This window comes from Caulobacter henricii, assembly GCF_001414055.1.
GTDB classification, from domain to species: Bacteria; Pseudomonadota; Alphaproteobacteria; order Caulobacterales; family Caulobacteraceae; genus Caulobacter; species Caulobacter henricii.
The window spans coordinates 229,146-247,328 of the sequence record NZ_CP013002.1 but is presented as its reverse complement, the minus strand read 5'-3'; the positions used below and the strand labels follow the sequence as shown (position 1 = coordinate 247,328).

Below are 18,183 nucleotides of genomic sequence, written 5' to 3'. Positions count from 1 at the left end.
ATCATCCCCTGAACTTCCGACCGATGTGTGCCGTTGTCCGCGCTGGAGGGCAAGGTCGGCGCCTTTACAACCCTGCCCGGGCGCTTTCTTAGTCGCTTCAGGAGCAGGGATGTCGACGACGCAATGGCCATGGGCGTGATCTTCGAGGCAATGCGGGAATCGCGGTTCTTCGCGGACCTGACCCCGCGTGATCGTGACGGGCGGCTGGTGGCCCTGACCCTGCCGGTCGGATTGCTGGCCGGCTTCGTCGCGGCCCTGCTGGGCGCGGCTCTGGCCTGCCTGATCGTCATGGTCGTGGTCAGCGGACTGGACGGCGCGCCGACGGCCGCGGCCCTGTTTGCGGTGTTCGATGATCCGGAGAGGGCGACCACCGAGGGGATGTCCTCGCTCTTCCTGCTGTCGGTGCTGGCGGGTGCCAATGGTGCCGCCGCCCTGGCCTTCATCGGCGTCGCCGGCGGTCTGATGCACCGCCCCATCCGTCTCTATGCCGCCGGAGCGCCGCTGCTCCGTACCCGCCTGATCCTGGCGGGGCTGGTCATGGTCGGAACCGTGATGATCGTCCTTGTCCTGGCCGCCGGGCTGCTGGGTGCAGAGCCCCCGAGGCCGCCCGTGCTGGATCTGGCCTCCACCAGCCTTGGCCGCGCGACCTATGTCGCCTTCGCCATCGCGCTTCTGGTCATTGCCGCCGCCGCCGAGGAGGTCGTGTTCCGGGGCTGGCTGCTGAAACAGTGCGGGGCCTTCACCCGCAATCCGCTGATCCTGATGACGGTCAACGGCCTGGTGTTCGCGGCCATCCATTTCGACCCCAGTCCCGGGGCCTTCCTGATCCGGGCGGCCATGGGCGCGGGCCTGACCTGGATGACCCTGCGCACCGGCGGCATCGAACTGGCAATCGGGGCCCATGCGGCCAACAACATCATTATCCTGCTGCTGATCCGGCCCCTGTCCCTGACGCCCGAGACCGCGCAGCCCCTGCAGGCCGCCGCCCTGATCGGGGCCCTGGGCCTTGGGGTCGGCTATGCCCTGCTGGCGGAGGCCGTGGTGCGCTGGCCGGCCATCACCCGCGCCTTCGGCGGCAGCAGCCCGGCAACCTCCTGAACGGCCTCACCGCCGGAACGTGCTGACCGCTAGCGTGGCGTTTTGGGACCCTTGGCCGGTCCCTTCGGCCCGGGCTTGCCGGAAAAGCCGCCAGGACCCGAGCGTGTCGGCTTGCCACCGGGCCTGCCCCCGGCCGGCTTGCCGGCAGACCGGGGCCCGTCTGGCTTGCCGGCGAAGGGCTTGGCCGTCGTGGGCTTGGCCGAGGAAGGCTTGGGCGCGGCGCGGTCGAAAGGCTTGGCGGTCGCTACACCCCCTGCGGCCCTTGCGCCGAACGACTTGGCGGCCGACGCCCCCTTGGCCCCGCGCGGTGCCAAATGATCGGGCTTGGGGCCGATCATCTTGGTCTCGATCGATTTGGGCGCGCGCTTGACCGGCTTGGCCCCCGCGATAACGACCTTCTTCTTCGGCTTGGCCCAGCCCGGCTTGTAGACGGGCTTTTCGACCGTGCGCTCACCCGGCTCGGCGACCTTGGGCAGGGGGGCCGACTTGATGGCCCGCCGCTGCAGCTCACCGCCCTTGGGCGTGCCCGGCGCGTGCAGCGGATCGGCCACGCCGATGAACTGCGGCTTGTCGCCCGTGGGCATGTCTTCCTCGGCCACCAATCCGGCCAGCAGTTCGCGGATCACCCGGGGACCGACCTCCTCGACCTGGCCCGGCATCAAGGTTGCCAGGGCGAAGGGGCCGTAGGAGAGGCGGATCAGGCGATTGACCTTCAGGTCAAGGTGCTCGAGCACCCGGCGGATTTCGCGGTTCTTGCCCTCGGTCAGGGCAATGGTGATCCAGACGTTCTTGCCGCCGGCCTTGTCCTGGGCCTTGTCGAGCCTGGCCTCGATCGAGCCGTAGCGGATGCCCTCGATGGTGACGCCGTCCTTCAGGCGATCCAGGCGGGCCTGGTCGGTATTGCCGAAGGCGCGGACCCGGTAGCGGCGCACCCAGCCATTGTTCGGGGCCTCCAGCTTGCGCGACAGCTCACCGTCATTGGTCAGCAGCAGCAGGCCTTCGGAATTGAGGTCAAGACGGCCCACCGAGATCAGGCGCGGAAGCTCGCGCGGCAGGGCCTGGAACACCGTCGGGCGTTCCTTGGGATCATTATGGGTGGTCATCAGGCCGGTCGGCTTGTTGTAGCGGAACAGCCGGGTCGGCTCGCGCTCGGCCACCAGCTTGCCGTCCACGGTCAGGAAGTCCCCGGGGCCGATCTTCACGGCCGGCGTGGTCAGGACCTTGCCATTGATGGCGACACGACCGGCCTCGATCAGCCGCTCGACCTCGCGGCGCGAGGCCACACCGGCGCGGGCCAGGGCCTTGGCCACGCGTTCGCCCGTCGACGGATCGTCGAGGTCGCCGTCCTGGCCGGGATCGTATAGGGGGTCATGGGGCGTGCTGGTCATTCGCGTTCCTTCGGGGGGCTGGGCGCATCTCACGATGGGCTTTTGGGCAAATGCGCACCGATCCTCAGGACGATCAAGACCAGGCCATGATGCGGCTGGCCCTGGAGGCCGCCCGAGCGGCCGCCGCAGCGGGCGAGACTCCGGTCGGGGCCGTGATCCTGGATCCGGCGACCGGCGAGGTTCTGGGCACGGCCGGCAATGGCCCGATCGCCGCTCACGACCCGACGGCCCATGCCGAGATCGCCGTGATGCGGCAGGTGGCCGCGAAGCGGGGCAACTATCGCCTGACCGACCTCACCCTGGTCGTGACCCTGGAGCCCTGCGCCATGTGCGCCGGGGCGATCAGCCATGCCCGGATCGGCCGGGTGGTGTTCGGGGCCGAGGATGCCAAGGGTGGTGCCGTCGTCCATGGACCGCAGTTCTTTGCCCAGCCGACCTGCCACTGGCGGCCGGCGGTGACCGGCGGGGTGCTGGCGCAGGAGAGCGCCGACCTGCTGCGGGGCTTCTTCCGCGCCCGGCGCGGGAAGTCGGCCTAGTTCATCAGCGCCGAGCCGATCAGGACGCGGGCCCCCGGCTTGCCCAGCACCCTGTCGGCGGTCTTCTGCATTTCGCGCGACAGATAGTCGACATCCGGCGGGTCGCCACGGCGCATGCCGGCGGCATAGGTCATCAGTACCTGGGCAAAGGCGGCGCGCAGACGCGGCTGCGACTGCTGGGCCCGCTCCATCACCTTGGGATCCTTGGCCTCGATGCCGGCCTCCAGGGTCAGGACGCCGCGCCGGCCGTCGCGCCGCAGGGCGACCGCCGTCAGGGGCTGCAGGGCAAAGTAGGTGACGGCGGGGCCCTTCTCCTCCTTCTTGCCGGAATTGGCCAGGGCCGGAGCCGGCAACACCATCAGGGCGCTGGCAAGGATGAGCGGAAGAAGGGTCAGGGCGCGGCGCATGGTCCACGCTTAGCGCAACGTGGTTGACGTCCTCTTTACGCCTCCGCGCGACATTGGGGCGTTAACCACGAATCGCACGCCTCGCGGATCTTCGCGGCGGGGGCGACAGGAGGCTGATCATGAGCCGTTTCTCTCCGAAATCCCTGGATCTCGACGGCAAGGTGATCCTGGTCACCGGCGGCACCGGGTCTTTCGGCCGACGATTCATCGAGACGGTCCTGAAGCTGTCGAGCCCGCGAAAGGTCATCGTCTACTCCCGCGACGAATTGAAGCAGAGCGACATGCAGCTGGAACTGCGCGAGCAGTTCGACGACGCGACCTATGCCAAGATGCGCTTCTTCCTCGGGGATGTGCGCGACCGCGAACGGCTGACCCTGGCCCTGCGCGGGGTCGATATCGTCATCCACGCCGCCGCCCTGAAACAGGTGCCGGCGGCGGAGTACAATCCCTCCGAGTGCATCCATACCAATGTGCTGGGGGCCGAGAATGTGGTCTGGGCCAGCCTGGCCAATGGCGTCAAACAGGTCGTCGCCTTGTCGACCGACAAGGCCTGCAACCCGATCAACCTCTATGGGGCCACCAAGCTGGCCTCGGACAAGACCTTCGTGGCCGCCAACAACCTGTCGGGCGACATCGGCACCCGCTTCGCGGTGGTCCGTTACGGCAATGTGGTCGGCTCGCGCGGCAGCGTCGTGCCGCTGTTCCGGCGCCTGCTGTCCCAGGGCGCGACCGAACTGCCGATTACCGACGAACGCATGACCCGCTTCTGGATCACCCTGAACGAGGGCGTCAATTTCGTGCTCTCGTCGCTGGACCTGATGCGCGGCGGCGAGATCTTCGTGCCCAAGATCCCGTCCATGACCATGCCAGACCTGGTGAAGGCCATGTCGCCGACCGCCGGGGTCAAGGTCATCGGCATCCGGCCCGGCGAGAAGCTGCACGAGATGATGATCAGCGCCGACGACGCCCGGGCCACGGTCGAACTGGCCGACCGCTATGTGATCGAGCCGACCTTCGTCGAATATCCGCGCAAGCGCTTCGGGCCCGAGGACGGTGCCCGGCCGGCGGCTGAGGGCTTCTGCTACAGCAGCGACAACAATGATGACTGGCTGTCGGCCGAGGGCCTGCTGGCCATGCTGGAGGAAAAGGCCGGGTCATGACCGGGACGTCGTTCCTTCCCTACGGCCGCCAGACCATCGAGGATGACGATGTGGCCGCCGTGGCCGCAGCCCTGCGCGCCGACTTCCTGACCACCGGCCCGACGGTCGAGGCCTTCGAAACCGCCTTTCGCGACAAGGTCGGTGCCGCCCATGCCATCGCCGTCAGCAACGGCACCGCCACCCTGCACCTGGCCATGCTGGCCCTGGGCGTCGGCGAGGGCGATGTCTGTATCGCGCCGTCGATCACCTTCCTGGCGACCGCCAACTGTGCCCGCTATGTCGGAGCCGAGGTGGTGTTTGCCGATGTCGACCCGCAGTCGGGCCTGATGACGCCGGACACCCTGGCCCAGGCCTTGGCGCGCTGCGGCGACCGCCGGGTCAGGGCCATCCTGCCGGTCCACCTGCGCGGCGATGTCTGTGATCTGCCGGCGATGCGGGCCATGGCCAGCGCGGCCGGGGCGGTGCTGGTCGAGGACGCGCCCCATGCCCTGGGCTCTATCGCCACCTTCGACGGCGTCGCCCACCCGGTCGGCGACGGGGCCTATTCGGCCTTTGCCAGCTTCTCGTTCCATCCGGTCAAGACCCTGGCCACCGGCGAGGGCGGCATGCTCACCACCAACGACGCCGACCTGGCCGCGCGAGCGAGGTCTTTGCGTGGGCACGGCATGCTACGTCCGGCGGGCAGCGATCCCTGGTGGTACGAGATGCCGGAGCTCGGCTTCAACTATCGCCTGCCCGACATTCTTTGCGCCCTGGGCCTGTCGCAGTTGGCCAAGCTGGACCGCTTCGTCGCGCGTCGCCGCGCCCTGACCGCACTCTATGCCGAGCGGCTGCAGACCCTGTCGCCTCACGTGCGGCTGGCCTCCCGCCCCGACCATTCCGACCCGGCCCTGCACCTGCTGACCGTCCTGATCGACTTCGACGCCCTGGACACCAGCCGCCGGGCGGTGGTCGACGGGCTCAAGGCGCACGGGATCGGCAGCCAGGTCCACTATATCCCGGTCCACCAGCAGCCCTATTATGTGCAGCGCTACGGGACGCTCGACCTGCCCGGCGCCCAGACCTGGTACGACCGCTGTCTGACCCTGCCGCTCTATCCGGCCATGGCCGACGGGGATGTCGACCGGGTGGTCGCGGCCCTGGCCAGGGTTCTGGCGCTCTAGATCAGGGCGCTGACCTGGGTGGTCGGCTGAACATTGGTGAACCGGGCCACATCGGCCAGCACCTCGGCGGCGCGCGATCCGCCCATCGAGGCCTGCAGGGCCGAAGCATCCCGAAACGCCAGATGGGCCATGAGAATGAAGGGCGCGGGACTACCATCGCCGGCCGACAGGCCCCTGAACACCTGGACACCCGTCAGGCCCGTGGCAGCGAAGGCCTCGTGAACCAGCGGAATATGGGTGGCGTTGTAATAGTCGTGGTCGAAATGCGCGCCATCGGCTGCCGCATAGAGCACGCTCAGGATCACCATGGTTCCGCCCCCGATCGGACACCGTAGCGGTGCCGTTTGGCGGGCAGCTTAGGCATTACGGGCCTGGTCGCAAGGACCTCAGGCGGCCTGGGCACCCTGCATCAGGCCCTTGAGCAGTTCCATGGTCGCCGGTGAGGCCGCCAGTTCCTCGCGGGCCGCCGGGTCACGGGCCAGTTTGAAGGCCTCGACCTTGGCGCGGTCGGCGACCGGGCCGGTCGGACCCGCCTCGCCCGTCGCCAGCTTGACCAGCAGGGCCAGGCGGTGGGCCAGGGGGGCGGGAGCCCGGACCAGCATGGCCAGCAGCCGGCTGTCGGCCTCGACCAGGGAGCCCAGCTCGCCCAGCTTCTTACACAGGGGCTCGTAGTCTTCGCGGACCAGGCCCGAGCGAACGATGGCTTTTTGCAGGGCGGCCAGGCTGGACAGCTTGGCGGCCGGCGAGTCGGGGCCCTGGCGCAGTTCCTTCTCGAACCTCAGGGCCGTGATATTGGCGCTCAGCCAGCGGGCGGCCTGACGCTTGTTGACCGCGCCCATGACGTTCTCGGCCAGACGGATCAGCAGGCCGATCTCGTCGCGCGCCGACCGGTCACGGCCCAGCAGGGCTTCGATGAACTCGCCGTTCAGCAGGGTCTTGGAACGGACGGTGAAGGCGGCCTGAATGTCTTCCGGCGGCAGGATCCGGCCGGCAGCGGCGGTCAGGCTCATGGCCAGGGCGCGCAGATACTCGATCTCGGCCTCGGCATCCGTGGGCTTGAGCCGGCGCACGCCGTTCAGTTCGGCCAGGACCCGCCTCGCGATCGAGGCGCGGACCGGCGCGAAATGGTCGCCATTGAGCCACTCGCTGAGCCGCTTGGCGGTGCCCGACAGCTCGGGCATGCAGGCCCGTACCTGGGACTGCATGCGGATCAGGGCCTCGACCTGCCCCCCGCCGGTCAGGCGGGTCATGGCCGCCAGGGTCGAGCCGAGGTCGTCGGCGGTACCCAGGAGGTCAGCCATGCCGGCCCTTGAGCCGATGATCTCGGCCAGGGGCTGTTCGATGGCGTGCAGGGCCAGGGCGCGGGGACCGGGCTCGGTCGGGGCGGCGTCGGCCAGATCGAGCAGGCGGGAAATCTTGTCGGACCAGCTGACGCCCGGCGCGATCGAGGCGGCCACACCGGCACCCAGCAGGAAGGCGCGGTCGGGATCGCCGGCCAGGCGATGGGCGGCCTTGGCGAAACCTTCCTTGTCGAGGTCCGGTAGCTGGCCCTTCTTGAAGGCCTTCATCAGGTTGGCGACCGAGCGGTCGACCAGGGCCTGGAAGTTGCGGATCAGTTCATGGACCGACATGCCCCGGGCCTCGGCCTCGGGAATGGCGATCTTCTGCAGGGCATGCTGCAGGTCGGTGCCGGAGGCTTCCAGCTTCTCGACCAGGTCGGGCCGGTGCAGAAGTTCAAAGGGGGTGGCATTGTTGCGGGCCAGCCAGCCTTCGAGCAGGCGGCCGATCCGGTCACGGGCATGGGCAGTATAGAGATCGGCGGGCTGGACGCAGAGCGGGTCCAGGTCCTGGACCTCTTTCTTCGGCTTGCCGCCGTCGACCATGCCCTTGGTGAAGATGGCGATGGACTTGTATTCACCGGTCTCGCGATCGAGGGTTTCCTTGCTGACCCGAACGGCGACCGCGCGGTTCGAAATCAGGCATTCCTCGGCGCTCTGAAGCGCAGCCGTGCGAACTTCCGTGGCCATTTCCAGGGTCCACTGGGCACCGACCCTGCGGCGCACGAAAAGTTCGTAATGGACATCGCTCATGGGCTAGGGGCTCCCCGAGCCCCGGTTATGGGATAGAAGACCTTAAAGCGAGGTTGAGGCCGGCAACGGTCCTGCCCCGTGCGGCCTGGGGCGCGATAGCCGCAATCGCGCCATTCTGGGGCCTCAAAGGTTCTGGAAAGCTTTGCCGCGCAACGCGTTGTAGCCAGGACGGGCGGTCGATAGGATCGCATCGCAGACGGACTCTAAGGACAAGACAGGCTCCATGGCCGCTATCACCCTCATTGACGACGACGAGAACATCGTCGCTTCGGTCTCCCTGGCCCTCGAAAGCCATGGCCATACGGTCAAGGCCTATTATGACGGCGCTTCGGGCCTCGAGGCGGTGGAGAGCCAGGCCCCGGACCTGGTCATCCTCGACGTCAAGATGCCGCGCATGGACGGCATGGAAGTGCTGCGCCGCCTGCGCCAGACCTCCGAGATCCCGGTGATCATGCTGACCTCGAAGGACGACGAGATCGACGAGATCCTCGGCTTCAACCTCGGGGCCGACGACTATATGCACAAGCCCTTCAGCCAGCGTCTGCTGCTGGAGCGGGTCAAGGCCGTACTGCGCCGGGCCCGTCCCGAGGACGAGGAGCCCTCGATCCCCGCCGGCCTGGCCGGCTCGAAGATGATGAAGCGCGGCAAGCTGACCCTCGACCCGGCCCGCCATGACAGCCTGTGGGACGGCAAGCCCGTCCGCCTGACCGTCACCGAGTTCCTGCTGCTGCAATCCCTGGCCCAGCGTCCCGGCTTCGTGAAGAGCCGCGACAACCTGATGGACGCCGCCTACGACGATCAGGTCTATGTCGACGACCGCACGATCGACAGCCACATCAAGCGGATGCGCAAGAAGTTCCGCCAGGTCGATCCCGAATTTGACTCCATCGAGACCCTGTACGGCGTTGGCTACCGTTATCGCGAAGCCTGATCCCGCCGCGCCGCCGCGCCGTCGCTGGGCCTGGCCTGGCGGCTCGCGCCTGGGTCGGCTGATCATCGGCCTGAACATCATGGCCCTGGCGATCCTGGTGATCGGGGCCCTGGTGCTCAACGAGCTGCGCAGTGGCCTGGTCAATGCGCGGATCGACAGCCTGACCACCCAGGGCGAGCTGATCGCCAATGTCATCGACCAGTCGGCGACGGTGGGCGAGCCGGAGCCGGGCCTCGACCCCTATGCGGCCAGCGCCATCTTCCAGCTGCTGTTCATCCCGCGCTCGCAGCGGGCGCGGCTGTTCGACGCCGAGGGGCATGTTCTGGCTGACAGCTTCGTGGTCGCCGACCGCGTTGAATGGAAGGTCCTGCCCCCGGCCCGCAAGCCCGGACAGAGCGACCCGTCCGCCCACAAGGATCCGGCCGCCGAGGCCAAGGCCGAAAAGGCCCGCAAGGCCCTGGTCGACGAGGTCGCCCAGGCCCGTCGCGGAGCCATGGTGGCCGGCACCCGCATCTCGGAGAACGGCGACCGGGTCGTCTCGGTCTCGATCCCGATCCAGCATGTACGCGCCGTCCTGGGGGTCCTGACCCTCGAGGCGGGCGATGTCGATGCGATCATCGCCGCCGAACGGCGGGCTCTGCTGCCCTTCATCCTGGTGGCCATCACCGCAACCCTGATTTCGTCGATCCTGCTGCACCGCCTGATCGCCCAGCCGGTGCTGCGTCTGGCCCGCGCCGCCGACCGCGTCAGGCTGCAGGGCGCGCGCGCCATCTCCCTGCCCGACATCGCCCGTCGCCAGGACGAGATCGGCGACCTGTCCCGCGCCCTTGAGGAGATGACCCGGTCCCTGTCGGAGCGGATGGATGGCATCGAGCGTTTCGCCGCCGATGTCGCCCACGAGATCAAGAATCCCCTGACCTCGATCCGCTCGGCGATCGAGACCCTCGACCTGGTCTCCGACCCCGTGGCCCGGGCCCGTCTGCTGGCCATCCTGCAGAATGACGTCAACCGCCTGGACCGGCTGGTCACCGACATCTCCAACGCCTCGCGGCTCGATGCCGAACTGTCGCGCGAGGCCCCCAAGGCCCTCGACCTGGCCAGGCTGCTGGCCGAGGTCGCCAGCCTCTATGAGGCCCAGCTTCGACCGGGCGAGGCACCGGACAGCGTGAGGGTCAGCGTCTCGACCGGTGACCTAGGGGCTCCGGCCCGGCTGATGGCCCGCGAGACCCCGATCGGACAGGTGTTCCGCAACCTGATCGACAATGCCCGCTCATTCAGCCCTGCCGACGGCGAGGTCCGCGTCAACCTGACCCGGACGCGCGGCCGGCTGATCACCACGATCGAGGACGACGGTCCGGGAATCCCGAGCGAGAACCTCGAGACCATCTTCGAGCGCTTCTACACCTCGCGGCCCAAGGGTCGGGCGTTCGGCGGCAATTCCGGTCTGGGCCTCTCCATCGCCCGCCAGATCGTCGAGGCTCATGGCGGCGAGCTGAAGGCCGAGAACCGCCTGGGCCCCGACGGTAGCCGGCAGGGCGCGCGGTTCACGGTCGATCTTCCGGAATCGCGCGAGTGATCCGTCATGCCGGCCTGATCGCCCGACGCCTGGCCGGCCGCTGGCGCGGGGTGCTGATCGAGGGCCCCTCGGGGATCGGCAAGAGCGACCTGGCCTTGCGCGCCCTCGCCGAAGGCTTCCATCTGGTGGCCGATGATCGCACCCTGGTCTTCGCTTCGGGGGGGCGGCCCTATGGCCGGGCCCCTGATTCGCTGGCCGGTCTGATCGAGGTCCGGGGCCTGGGCGTGATCCAGACCCCGGACCTCGCCTTCGCCGAAATCGCCCTTGTGGTGCGCTGCCTTGCGGCCCCTGAGGCCGTCGAACGCCTGCCGCCACAACAGGTCACGACGATTTGCGGTCTGGATGTTCCCGTTTTCGACCTGTGGCCTCTGGAACCCGCTGCGCCCGCGAAAATCAGACGCATGCTGGAGCATCTTGGAGTCGGACTCTAACGAGCGTATCAAGTCCGCCCGCGCGGCTCCTCCCGGCCGCTACGGGTAATGGGGATCCCGTTGAGAAATCAGGCATGATCGGGCTCGTGATCGTTACGCACGGGCGTCTGGCGGAGGAGTTCGTCTCCGCCATGGAACATGTTGTCGGCCCGCAGACCGCGGTGAAGGCGATCTGCATCGGTCCGGAAGATGACATGGAGCGGCGCCGCTCCGACATCCTGAAGGCCTGCGCCGCCGTGGACAGCGGCAGCGGCGTCATCCTGCTGACCGACATGTTCGGCGGCACACCCAGCAACCTGGCCATCTCGGTGATGGAACAGACGCGGGCCGAGGTGATCGCCGGGCTGAACCTGCCGATGCTGATCAAGCTGGCCAGCGTCCGCCAGCGCGAGACCCTGCAGGCCTGCGTCGCCCATGCCCAGGAGGCTGGACGGAAATACATCTCCGTGGCCTCCTATGTGCTGGCTGGAGAAAAATGAGTCGCATGGCGGAGCGGACGGTCGAAATCGTCAATGAACGGGGCCTGCACGCCCGGGCCTCGGCCAAGTTCGTGAAGATGGCGGCCGGGTTCGACGCCGAGGTCAAGGTCAGCCGCGAGGGCTCCTGCGTTGATGCCCGCTCGATCATGGGCCTGATGATGCTGGCCGCCGGCATCGGTTCAACCATCGATATCGCCGCCGAAGGCCCCGAGGCCGAGGCCGCCCTGGAAGCGCTCTGCGAGCTGGTCGCAAACCGGTTCGACGAAGAGCGCTAATCTCCCGCCGGCGACGGTCCCGCCGGTTCTTTCTCTCGCGCCCTCCCGCGACTGTAGCCCGTTCTGCCAGAACCTGAGCACCATCATTGCCAGTGCGACTGGTGCGTTGCGGGAAGCTCTCTTGGCGAAGTCTCTCTATTTGATCAATCCGAGCGAAGGCCGGCCCGGTTTCCACGGTTTCGAGGTGTTCGAGGCCATGGGCTTTTACAGAACGGTTGGAGTTCGCGGTTCGCAGGTCGGGACTGCCGGGATGCAGGCCTGAGTCAAGTCAGCGTTTTAGGTTGTAATCGGCCAAAATGGGTGACATAGGAGCCCATCTATGTTCAAGGTAAAACAGCTTCTGCCAGCCCAGTGTCGCGGTGCCCGCGGACTGCTCAACTGGTCGCAGGGTGAGCTCGCCGAGCAGGCGGGCGTCTCGCGCAGCACGGTCAAGGACTTCGAAACCGGGCGTCATGCGTTGCATCCCAGCACCGAACGCCTCCTGATCACGGCCCTGGAGGCCGGTGGCGTCGAATTGATTGTGGCCGAAACAGCGGGTCCAGGCGTTCGTTTGCAAAGGCCAGCCTAGAGCGATCGGAAGGAGCAAGCGTGCCGCACGAGGTTTCACCAGCGGACTACAAGGACCTGGTCCTGTTCCTGGCCACCGCAGGCGTCGTCGCGCCGCTCTTCAAGCGCCTGAAGCTCAACCCGATCCTCGGCTTCCTGCTGGCCGGCGTCATCCTGGGGCCCTACGGCCTCGGCCGGTTCATAGGCGTGGCACCGTGGCTGGACTATGTCACGGTCGACAATCCGGACGAGATCGCCCAGCTGGCCGAGTTCGGGGTGGTCTTCCTGCTGTTCATGATCGGGCTGGAACTGTCCTGGGAACGCCTGCGCCTGATGCGCAAGCTGGTCTTCGGCCTGGGCGCGGCCCAGGTGATCGGCTGCTCCCTCGCCCTGGGCCTGGGGGCCATGGCCCTGGGTCAGCCGCCGGTCTCGGCCCTGGCCATTGGCGCGGCCCTGGCCCTGTCCTCGACCGCCATTGCCGTGCCGGTGCTGGCCGAGCGTCGCCGCCTGCATTCCGAAGGCGGACGGGCGACCTTCTCGGTGCTGCTGTTCCAGGATCTCGCGGTCGCCCCGATCCTGATCACCCTGACCATTCTGGGCCAGGGCGACGGGACCTTTGCCATGAAGGACCTGCTGGCCCTGGTGCCGGCCGCCCTCGGCCTCGGCGGCATCGTCCTGGTCGGGCGCCTGGCCCTGCGGCCGATGCTGAAATCGGTGGCCAAGGCCAAGAGCGAAGAAATGTTCATGGCCGCCTGCCTGCTGGTGATCATTGGTGCCGGCATGGTCAGCGCCCTGTCAGGCCTGTCCATGGCGCTCGGGGCCTTCGTCGCCGGGGTGCTGCTGGCCGAAACCGAGTATCGCCACGAGGTCGAGGTGAAGATCGAACCCTTCAAGGGCCTGCTGCTCAGCCTGTTCTTCGTATCGCTCGGCATTCGCCTGGACCTGTCGCTGCTGGTCGCCGAGCCGGTGGTCATCCTCGGCATCGCCCTGGGCCTGCTGGCGATCAAGGCCGGCCTGGTCTTCAGCCTGGGATGGACCATGAAGCTGGGGGTCAAGGCCTCGGCCGAGGCGGCGCTGATCCTGGCGGCCGGGGGCGAGTTCGCCTTCGTGATCCTCGACAATGCCATGGGGGCCCAGGTCGTGCCCCGCGATGTCGGCCAGGCCGTGCTGGTGTCGGCCACCCTGACCATGTTCCTGATCCCGGCACTGGCCGCGCTCGGGGCCCGGCTCGGCCGCAAGGGCGGTGCGGCCAGGATCAGCGAAACCCCGCCGGACGGCGGTCAGCCGGCCGCGCCGGATCGCGTGGGCCCCGAGCCTTCGGGCCAGGTCCTGGTCATCGGCTATGGCCGGGTCGGCAAGCTGGTCGGCGACATGCTCGGCCGCCACGACCTGGCCTGGATCGCCGTCGAACGCGACGCCCGCCTGGTCGAACAGGGTCGCCGCAACGGCCATCGCATCTATTATGGCGACGCCTCCCGGCTGGAGCTGCTCGAGCGCTGCGGCCTGGCCACGGCCAGAGCCGTGGTGGTGACCATGGATGCCCCGGAGGCCGCCGAGGCCGTGGTCGCCGCCGCCCGCGGGGCGCGCCCGGACCTCGCCATCGTCGCCCGGGCCCGCGACGCGCGCCATGCGGCCCGCCTCTATGAGCTGGGGGCCACGGACGCCGTACCCGAGACCATCGAGGCCAGCCTGCAGCTGTCCGAGGCGGTTCTGGTCGATATCGGCGTGCCGATGGGTCTGGTCATCGCTTCGATTCATGAGCGGCGGGATGAATACCGCAAGGTCCTCAACCGACCTGACGCCCTCGGCGGCCGTCGCCGGCGCCTGCGCGACGCCACACTGCGCTAGACACCCTGACGGCACCCCAGGGGTCCTTTCGACCCCGCTCCACCCGGCTACGGGGGTGCGAACTGAACGCGACCGGGACCAGGGGCGCGCCTTGAGGCAAAATCTCGCCTGATGCGCGAAGAACAGCATAGCTGTGGCCGCACTGCGACAATGGGCCGCCTTTTCATGTTGCAAGCCCTTGCGCGACCGGGTTTCACGTGCGAACGAAAAGACTGGCGCTCTCAGCGGAAGATTTCAGCCGATACGCTCGGAAGTTGATTTTGTGGGGCGGTCTTGTTTGGCTTCCTGGAGCGTATATCCAGGTCAGCGAAACCTGACGAGTGTGGCTTTGCTGACACTTTCCCGGGACGTTCGCCTTGGTATAACGATGCTCGGTCGTTTTCGGCCGGAGCAGGGCAATAGAGGGCTCTTGATATGAAATTCAAACTCCTGGCGGGAGTCGCTCTGGCTGCGGTTTGCGCCGCGTCGGGCGTCTCCGCTCAAGAGACCGGCTGGTATGGCGCGGTCGATCTTGGCTACCACTTCCCGACCGGTCTGAAGACCGAGTCCGATGCGTTCGCTCCGGACGGCTCGACCTACCACTACGAGTGGGCGTCGGACAGCGACTGGACCGGTTTCGTTCGTCTCGGCTACCAGTTCACCCCGAACTGGCGCGCTGAACTCGAAGGCGGCTATCGCCCCGGCGACCTGACCTCGGTTCGCGGCAACGCTGCCCGTCAGCAGCCCCGCGGTCTCTGCACCCCCGGCGTGATCCGCACCGCGGCCGCTGCCAAGTGCGGCTCGCCGGACGGCTCGATCGACTCCTGGACCCTGTTCGCGAACGTCCTGTACGACTTCGCCCCGGGTTCGTGGATCAACCCCTTCGTCGGCGCAGGCCTCGGCCTGAACCGTCTGGACGTCAAGGCCCTCGGCCAGTTCAGCGGCGTCGGCACCGTTGGTCCTGGCAATGCTGCCATCCAGAACCTGTCCGTTGATGACGATGATCTGTCGATCTCGTGGCAAGCCATTGCCGGTGCCTCGATCAAGGCGACCGACAAGCTGAACATCGACGTCACCTACCGCTACCTCGGCGCCGCCAACGACCACGGCTGGCAGTCGCAGGGTTCGGGCGCTCTGCAGCCCGGCGCGTTCTCTGGCGAGTACAAGGACCAGTCGGTGACCGTGGGTCTCCGCTATTCCTTCGCGGCTCCGCCGCCCCCGCCGCCGCCCCCGCCGCCGCCGCCGCCTCCCCCGCCGCCCCCGCCGCCTCCGCCCCCGCCGCCTCCCCCGCCGCCTCCGCCGGCGTTTGAGGCTCGCGAGTTCATCGTCTACTTCCCGTTCGATCAGTCCGTTCTGACGCCGGAAGCCCAGTCGGTGGTTTCGGAAGCTGCGAACTACGCCAACGCCGGCAAGGCGACCAACCTGATCATCGTCGGTCACACCGACACGTCGGGCTCGCCGAAGTACAACGCCCGCCTGTCGGAGCGTCGTGCGAAGGCTGTTGCTGACGCGCTCGTCGGTCTCGGCGTTGCTTCGTCGGCCGTGGCCGTCGACTGGAAGGGTGAAAGCGCCCCGGCCGTCGCCACTGGCGATGGTGTGAAGGAACCGCTGAACCGCCGTTCCACGATCTCGATCAAGTTCTAGGATCTGGATCAATACGATCTGGGAAGGGCCCGGCGGCAACGCCGGGCCCTTTTCTTTTGCCGCTTTGACCTTGGGTGTCGGTGCAGGCCCGACCGAAGTCCTCGTCCTTCGACAAGCTCAGGAGAAGGATTCTGAGTGCGCCTGGGCCAGCGGCCGTCCTCGCCCTGAGCTTGTCGAAGGGCCAGGGCGGCTCCCTCACCTCAATCAGCACCCAAGTGCCGACAGCCTTTCCTTCTGGGCGCCGGCCTGCTGTGGCCCGGCCCATCGGACCTCGCCCGGGCCTCCGCCGCCCGAGGCTACATAGGGACCACCCCTGTCCGCAAAAGCCTGACCTGTGGACGGATCACGATGTCAGGGGGCGGAGGGCCTGGAGGGCCTTGTGACGGTCTGTCGCAGCCGAAAAAAGTTCGCCCGGGCAACCCCTTGATCCTGCCCGCTAAGTTGGAGGCGTTCACAGCTTGTTAACGAAAAACTCGCTTCCGGGGCGTTGACGAGTCATTAGCCACTGTGGCCCCATATGTGGGCTGAGGGGGCACCTCAGCCACAAGATGTAGCGGCTGGGCGGGGCGTTTCCTTCTCCGGAACTCGCTGATTGATTATGGATTTTGGTCATGAACGGCAGTGAAGCGGCGAAGACGACGGTGCTCCCCCAGGGCCGCACCGGGGGCATGAAGGTCTCTGAACGGCCGAAACTGGCCCTGGTGCGCAAGGTCCAGGTGGACCGCTCGCGCGACGCCCTGCTGACCGACTTCGGCAAGACCACCCTGGAAGACCGCTATCTGCTGCCCGGCGAATCCTACCAGGACATGTTCGCCCGCGTTTCGACGGCCTTCGCCGACGATGCCGACCACGCCCAGCGCGTCTATGACTATATGAGCCAGCTTTGGTTCATGCCCTCGACCCCCGTGCTGAGCAACGGCGGTGCCGAGCGCGGCCTGCCGATCAGCTGCTTCCTGAACTCGGTTTCCGACAGCCTCGACGGCATTCTCAGCGTCTGGAACGAGAACGTCTGGCTGGCGGCCAATGGCGGCGGCATCGGTACCTATTGGGGCGGCGTCCGGTCGATCGGCGAGAAGGTCAAGGGCCAGGGCCAGACCAGCGGCATCATCCCCTTCATCCGCGTCATGGACAGCCTGACCCTGGCGATCAGCCAGGGCTCGCTGCGCCGCGGCTCGGCCGCCGTCTATCTGGACATCCACCACCCGGAAATCGAAGAGTTCCTGGAAATCCGCAAGGCGTCGGGCGACTTCAACCGCAAGTCCCTGAACCTGCACCACGGCATCTCGATCACCGACGAATTCATGCACGCGGTCCGCGACGGCCTGAAGTTCGGCCTGCGCTCGCCCAAGACCAATGAAGTGCTGCGCGAGGTCGATGCCCGCGCCCTCTGGCAGAAGGTGCTGGAGCTGCGCCTGCAGACCGGCGAGCCCTATCTGATCTTCTCCGACACCGTGAACCGCGCCATGCCCCAGCACCAGCGCGAGCTGGGCCTGTCGGTGCGCCAGTCCAACCTGTGCAGCGAGATCATGCTGCACACCGGGGTCGACCATCTGGGCAATGACCGCACCGCGGTCTGCTGCCTGTCTTCGGTCAATGCCGAGACCTTCCTCGAGTGGCGCGACCATCCGATGTTCATCGAGGACATCATGCGCTTCCTCGACAACGTCCTGCAGGACTTCATCGACCGCGCACCCGATGCCGCCTCGACCGCCGCCTATGCCGCCATGCGCGAGCGTTCGGTGGGTCTGGGCCTGATGGGCTTCCACAGCTTCCTGCAGAGCCAGAACGTGCCGTTCGAGAGCGCCCTGGCCAAGAGCTGGAACATGCGGATGTTCAAGCACCTGCGCCGCGAGGCCGACAAGGCGTCGATCACCATCGGCGAGGAAAAGGGCCCCTGCCCCGACGCCGCCGACCGGGGCTCGATGGAGCGCTTCTCGCACAAGCTGGCCATCGCCCCGACCGCCTCGATCTCGATCATCTGCGGCGGCACCTCGGCCGGCATCGAGCCGATCCCGGCCAATATCTATACCCACAAGACCCTGTCGGGCTCCTTCGCCGTCAAGAATCCCTATCTGGAGAAGCTGCTCGAGGAGAAGGGCCAGAACACCGATGCGGTGTGGGGTTCGATCCTGGAGAACGAAGGCTCGGTCCAGCATCTGGACTTCCTCAGCCAGGACGACAAGGACGTCTACAAGACGGCTTTCGAGCTGGATCAGCGCTGGGTGGTCGAACTGGCCGCCGACCGCACGCCGGAAATCTGCCAGAGCCAGTCGGTGAACATCTTCCTGCCCGGCGACGTCGACAAGTGGGACCTGCACATGCTGCACTGGCAGGCTTGGGAGCGGGGCGTCAAATCCCTCTACTATCTGCGCTCCAAGTCGGTGCAACGGGCCTCCTATGCCGGTGCCGAGTTCGCGGCAGAGACCTCCGGCGGCTTCGATGTCGCCGAAAAGACCGATTACGAGGAATGCCTCGCCTGCCAATAGGCAGAGAGGATTCCGGACAGAGTTCAGCGGCGGCAGGAGGCAATCTCCTGCCGCCGTTTACTTTTCGGGAACAGTTTCGGGACGAGGCTGTTAATCCTGTGAGCTTTCGTCGCGGTAGACAGCCGGAAATAACGCGATAGGCTCCT

At 67.3% G+C, this 18,183-nt stretch carries 17 protein-coding genes and 1 pseudogene; 13 read left to right on the top strand and 5 right to left on the bottom strand.

The window, feature by feature from the left end; translation table 11 throughout:
• The first annotated feature begins 123 nt into the window (after positions 1-123).
• On the top strand, positions 124-1,098 hold the full coding sequence (locus AQ619_RS01110; RefSeq protein ID WP_062143050.1) for a CPBP family intramembrane glutamic endopeptidase: 975 nt from the start codon (positions 124-126) through the stop codon (positions 1,096-1,098).
• Between the two features lie 29 nt (positions 1,099-1,127).
• On the opposite strand, the gene AQ619_RS01105 is transcribed toward AQ619_RS01110, so the two are convergent.
• Positions 1,128-2,486 (bottom strand): pseudouridine synthase, encoded by a 1,359-nt coding sequence (locus AQ619_RS01105; protein WP_062143047.1) that lies wholly within the window; start codon positions 2,484-2,486, stop codon positions 1,128-1,130.
• A 50-nt stretch (positions 2,487-2,536) separates the two neighbouring features.
• On the opposite strand from AQ619_RS01105, the gene AQ619_RS01100 reads away from it, so the two are divergent.
• The gene (locus AQ619_RS01100; RefSeq protein WP_166504107.1) at positions 2,537-3,022 is read left to right on the top strand and encodes a nucleoside deaminase; all 486 of its coding nucleotides are present in this window, start codon (positions 2,537-2,539) and stop codon (positions 3,020-3,022) included.
• Here AQ619_RS01100 and AQ619_RS01095 read toward each other — a convergent pair.
• Positions 3,019-3,429, bottom strand: coding sequence for a hypothetical protein (locus AQ619_RS01095; RefSeq protein WP_062143044.1), 411 nt, complete (start codon positions 3,427-3,429; stop codon positions 3,019-3,021). The genes AQ619_RS01100 and AQ619_RS01095 overlap by 4 nt on opposite strands.
• Before the next feature lie 119 nt (positions 3,430-3,548).
• On the opposite strand from AQ619_RS01095, the gene pseB reads away from it, so the two are divergent.
• Positions 3,549-4,589, top strand: a complete 1,041-nt coding sequence (gene pseB, locus AQ619_RS01090; RefSeq protein ID WP_062143042.1) for a UDP-N-acetylglucosamine 4,6-dehydratase (inverting) — start codon at positions 3,549-3,551, stop codon at positions 4,587-4,589.
• Positions 4,586-5,752, top strand: a complete 1,167-nt coding sequence (pseC, locus tag AQ619_RS01085) for a UDP-4-amino-4,6-dideoxy-N-acetyl-beta-L-altrosamine transaminase (protein WP_062143039.1) — start codon at positions 4,586-4,588, stop codon at positions 5,750-5,752. The genes pseB and pseC overlap by 4 nt, the downstream gene beginning before the upstream one ends.
• Here pseC and AQ619_RS01080 read toward each other — a convergent pair.
• Positions 5,749-6,060 carry an EthD family reductase gene (locus AQ619_RS01080; protein ID WP_062143036.1) on the bottom strand — a complete coding sequence of 104 codons (312 nt, stop codon included), beginning with the start codon at positions 6,058-6,060 and terminating at the stop codon, positions 5,749-5,751. The two genes, pseC and AQ619_RS01080, sit on opposite strands and share 4 nt — an antisense overlap.
• A gap of 78 nt (positions 6,061-6,138) precedes the next feature.
• Entirely contained in the window at positions 6,139-7,842 is a 1,704-nt protein-coding gene (locus AQ619_RS01075; protein WP_062143033.1) for a hypothetical protein, read from the bottom strand.
• Between the two features lie 223 nt (positions 7,843-8,065).
• Here AQ619_RS01075 and AQ619_RS01070 point away from each other — a divergent pair, with 223 nt between their 5' ends.
• The 8 genes from AQ619_RS01070 (at position 8,066) to AQ619_RS01035 (ending at position 15,551) form a co-directional block, all read left to right on the top strand.
• Positions 8,066-8,773 carry a response regulator transcription factor gene (locus AQ619_RS01070; protein WP_062143030.1) on the top strand — a complete coding sequence of 236 codons (708 nt, stop codon included), beginning with the start codon at positions 8,066-8,068 and terminating at the stop codon, positions 8,771-8,773.
• Entirely contained in the window at positions 8,748-10,349 is a 1,602-nt protein-coding gene (locus AQ619_RS01065; protein ID WP_062143027.1) for an ATP-binding protein, read from the top strand. The genes AQ619_RS01070 and AQ619_RS01065 overlap by 26 nt, the downstream gene beginning before the upstream one ends.
• Positions 10,346-10,780, top strand: a complete 435-nt coding sequence (locus tag AQ619_RS01060) for an HPr kinase/phosphorylase (RefSeq protein ID WP_062143024.1) — start codon at positions 10,346-10,348, stop codon at positions 10,778-10,780. The genes AQ619_RS01065 and AQ619_RS01060 overlap by 4 nt, the downstream gene beginning before the upstream one ends.
• 74 nt (positions 10,781-10,854) lie before the next feature.
• Positions 10,855-11,259, top strand: coding sequence for a PTS sugar transporter subunit IIA (locus AQ619_RS01055; RefSeq protein ID WP_062143021.1), 405 nt, complete (start codon positions 10,855-10,857; stop codon positions 11,257-11,259).
• The gene (locus AQ619_RS01050) at positions 11,256-11,534 is read left to right on the top strand and encodes an HPr family phosphocarrier protein (protein WP_062143017.1); all 279 of its coding nucleotides are present in this window, start codon (positions 11,256-11,258) and stop codon (positions 11,532-11,534) included. The genes AQ619_RS01055 and AQ619_RS01050 overlap by 4 nt, the downstream gene beginning before the upstream one ends.
• A gap of 319 nt (positions 11,535-11,853) precedes the next feature.
• Positions 11,854-12,102 (top strand): helix-turn-helix domain-containing protein, encoded by a 249-nt coding sequence (locus AQ619_RS01045; protein ID WP_062143014.1) that lies wholly within the window; start codon positions 11,854-11,856, stop codon positions 12,100-12,102.
• A gap of 20 nt (positions 12,103-12,122) precedes the next feature.
• Entirely contained in the window at positions 12,123-13,928 is a 1,806-nt protein-coding gene (locus AQ619_RS01040; RefSeq protein ID WP_062143011.1) for a cation:proton antiporter domain-containing protein, read from the top strand.
• Positions 13,929-14,342: 414 nt separating this feature from the next.
• Positions 14,343-15,551 (top strand): OmpA family protein, encoded by a 1,209-nt coding sequence (locus AQ619_RS01035; protein ID WP_062143008.1) that lies wholly within the window; start codon positions 14,343-14,345, stop codon positions 15,549-15,551.
• A 98-nt stretch (positions 15,552-15,649) separates the two neighbouring features.
• On the opposite strand, the pseudogene AQ619_RS19270 reads toward AQ619_RS01035, so the two are convergent.
• Positions 15,650-15,736: pseudogene (locus AQ619_RS19270) on the bottom strand (hypothetical protein); the annotation flags it as partial.
• A 420-nt stretch (positions 15,737-16,156) separates the two neighbouring features.
• Between AQ619_RS19270 and AQ619_RS01030 the strand changes: the two are divergent.
• Complete coding sequence (locus AQ619_RS01030; RefSeq protein ID WP_166504106.1) at positions 16,157-18,037, top strand: ribonucleoside-diphosphate reductase subunit alpha; 1,881 nt, start codon at positions 16,157-16,159, stop codon at positions 18,035-18,037.
• The last annotated feature ends 146 nt before the right edge of the window (positions 18,038-18,183 follow it).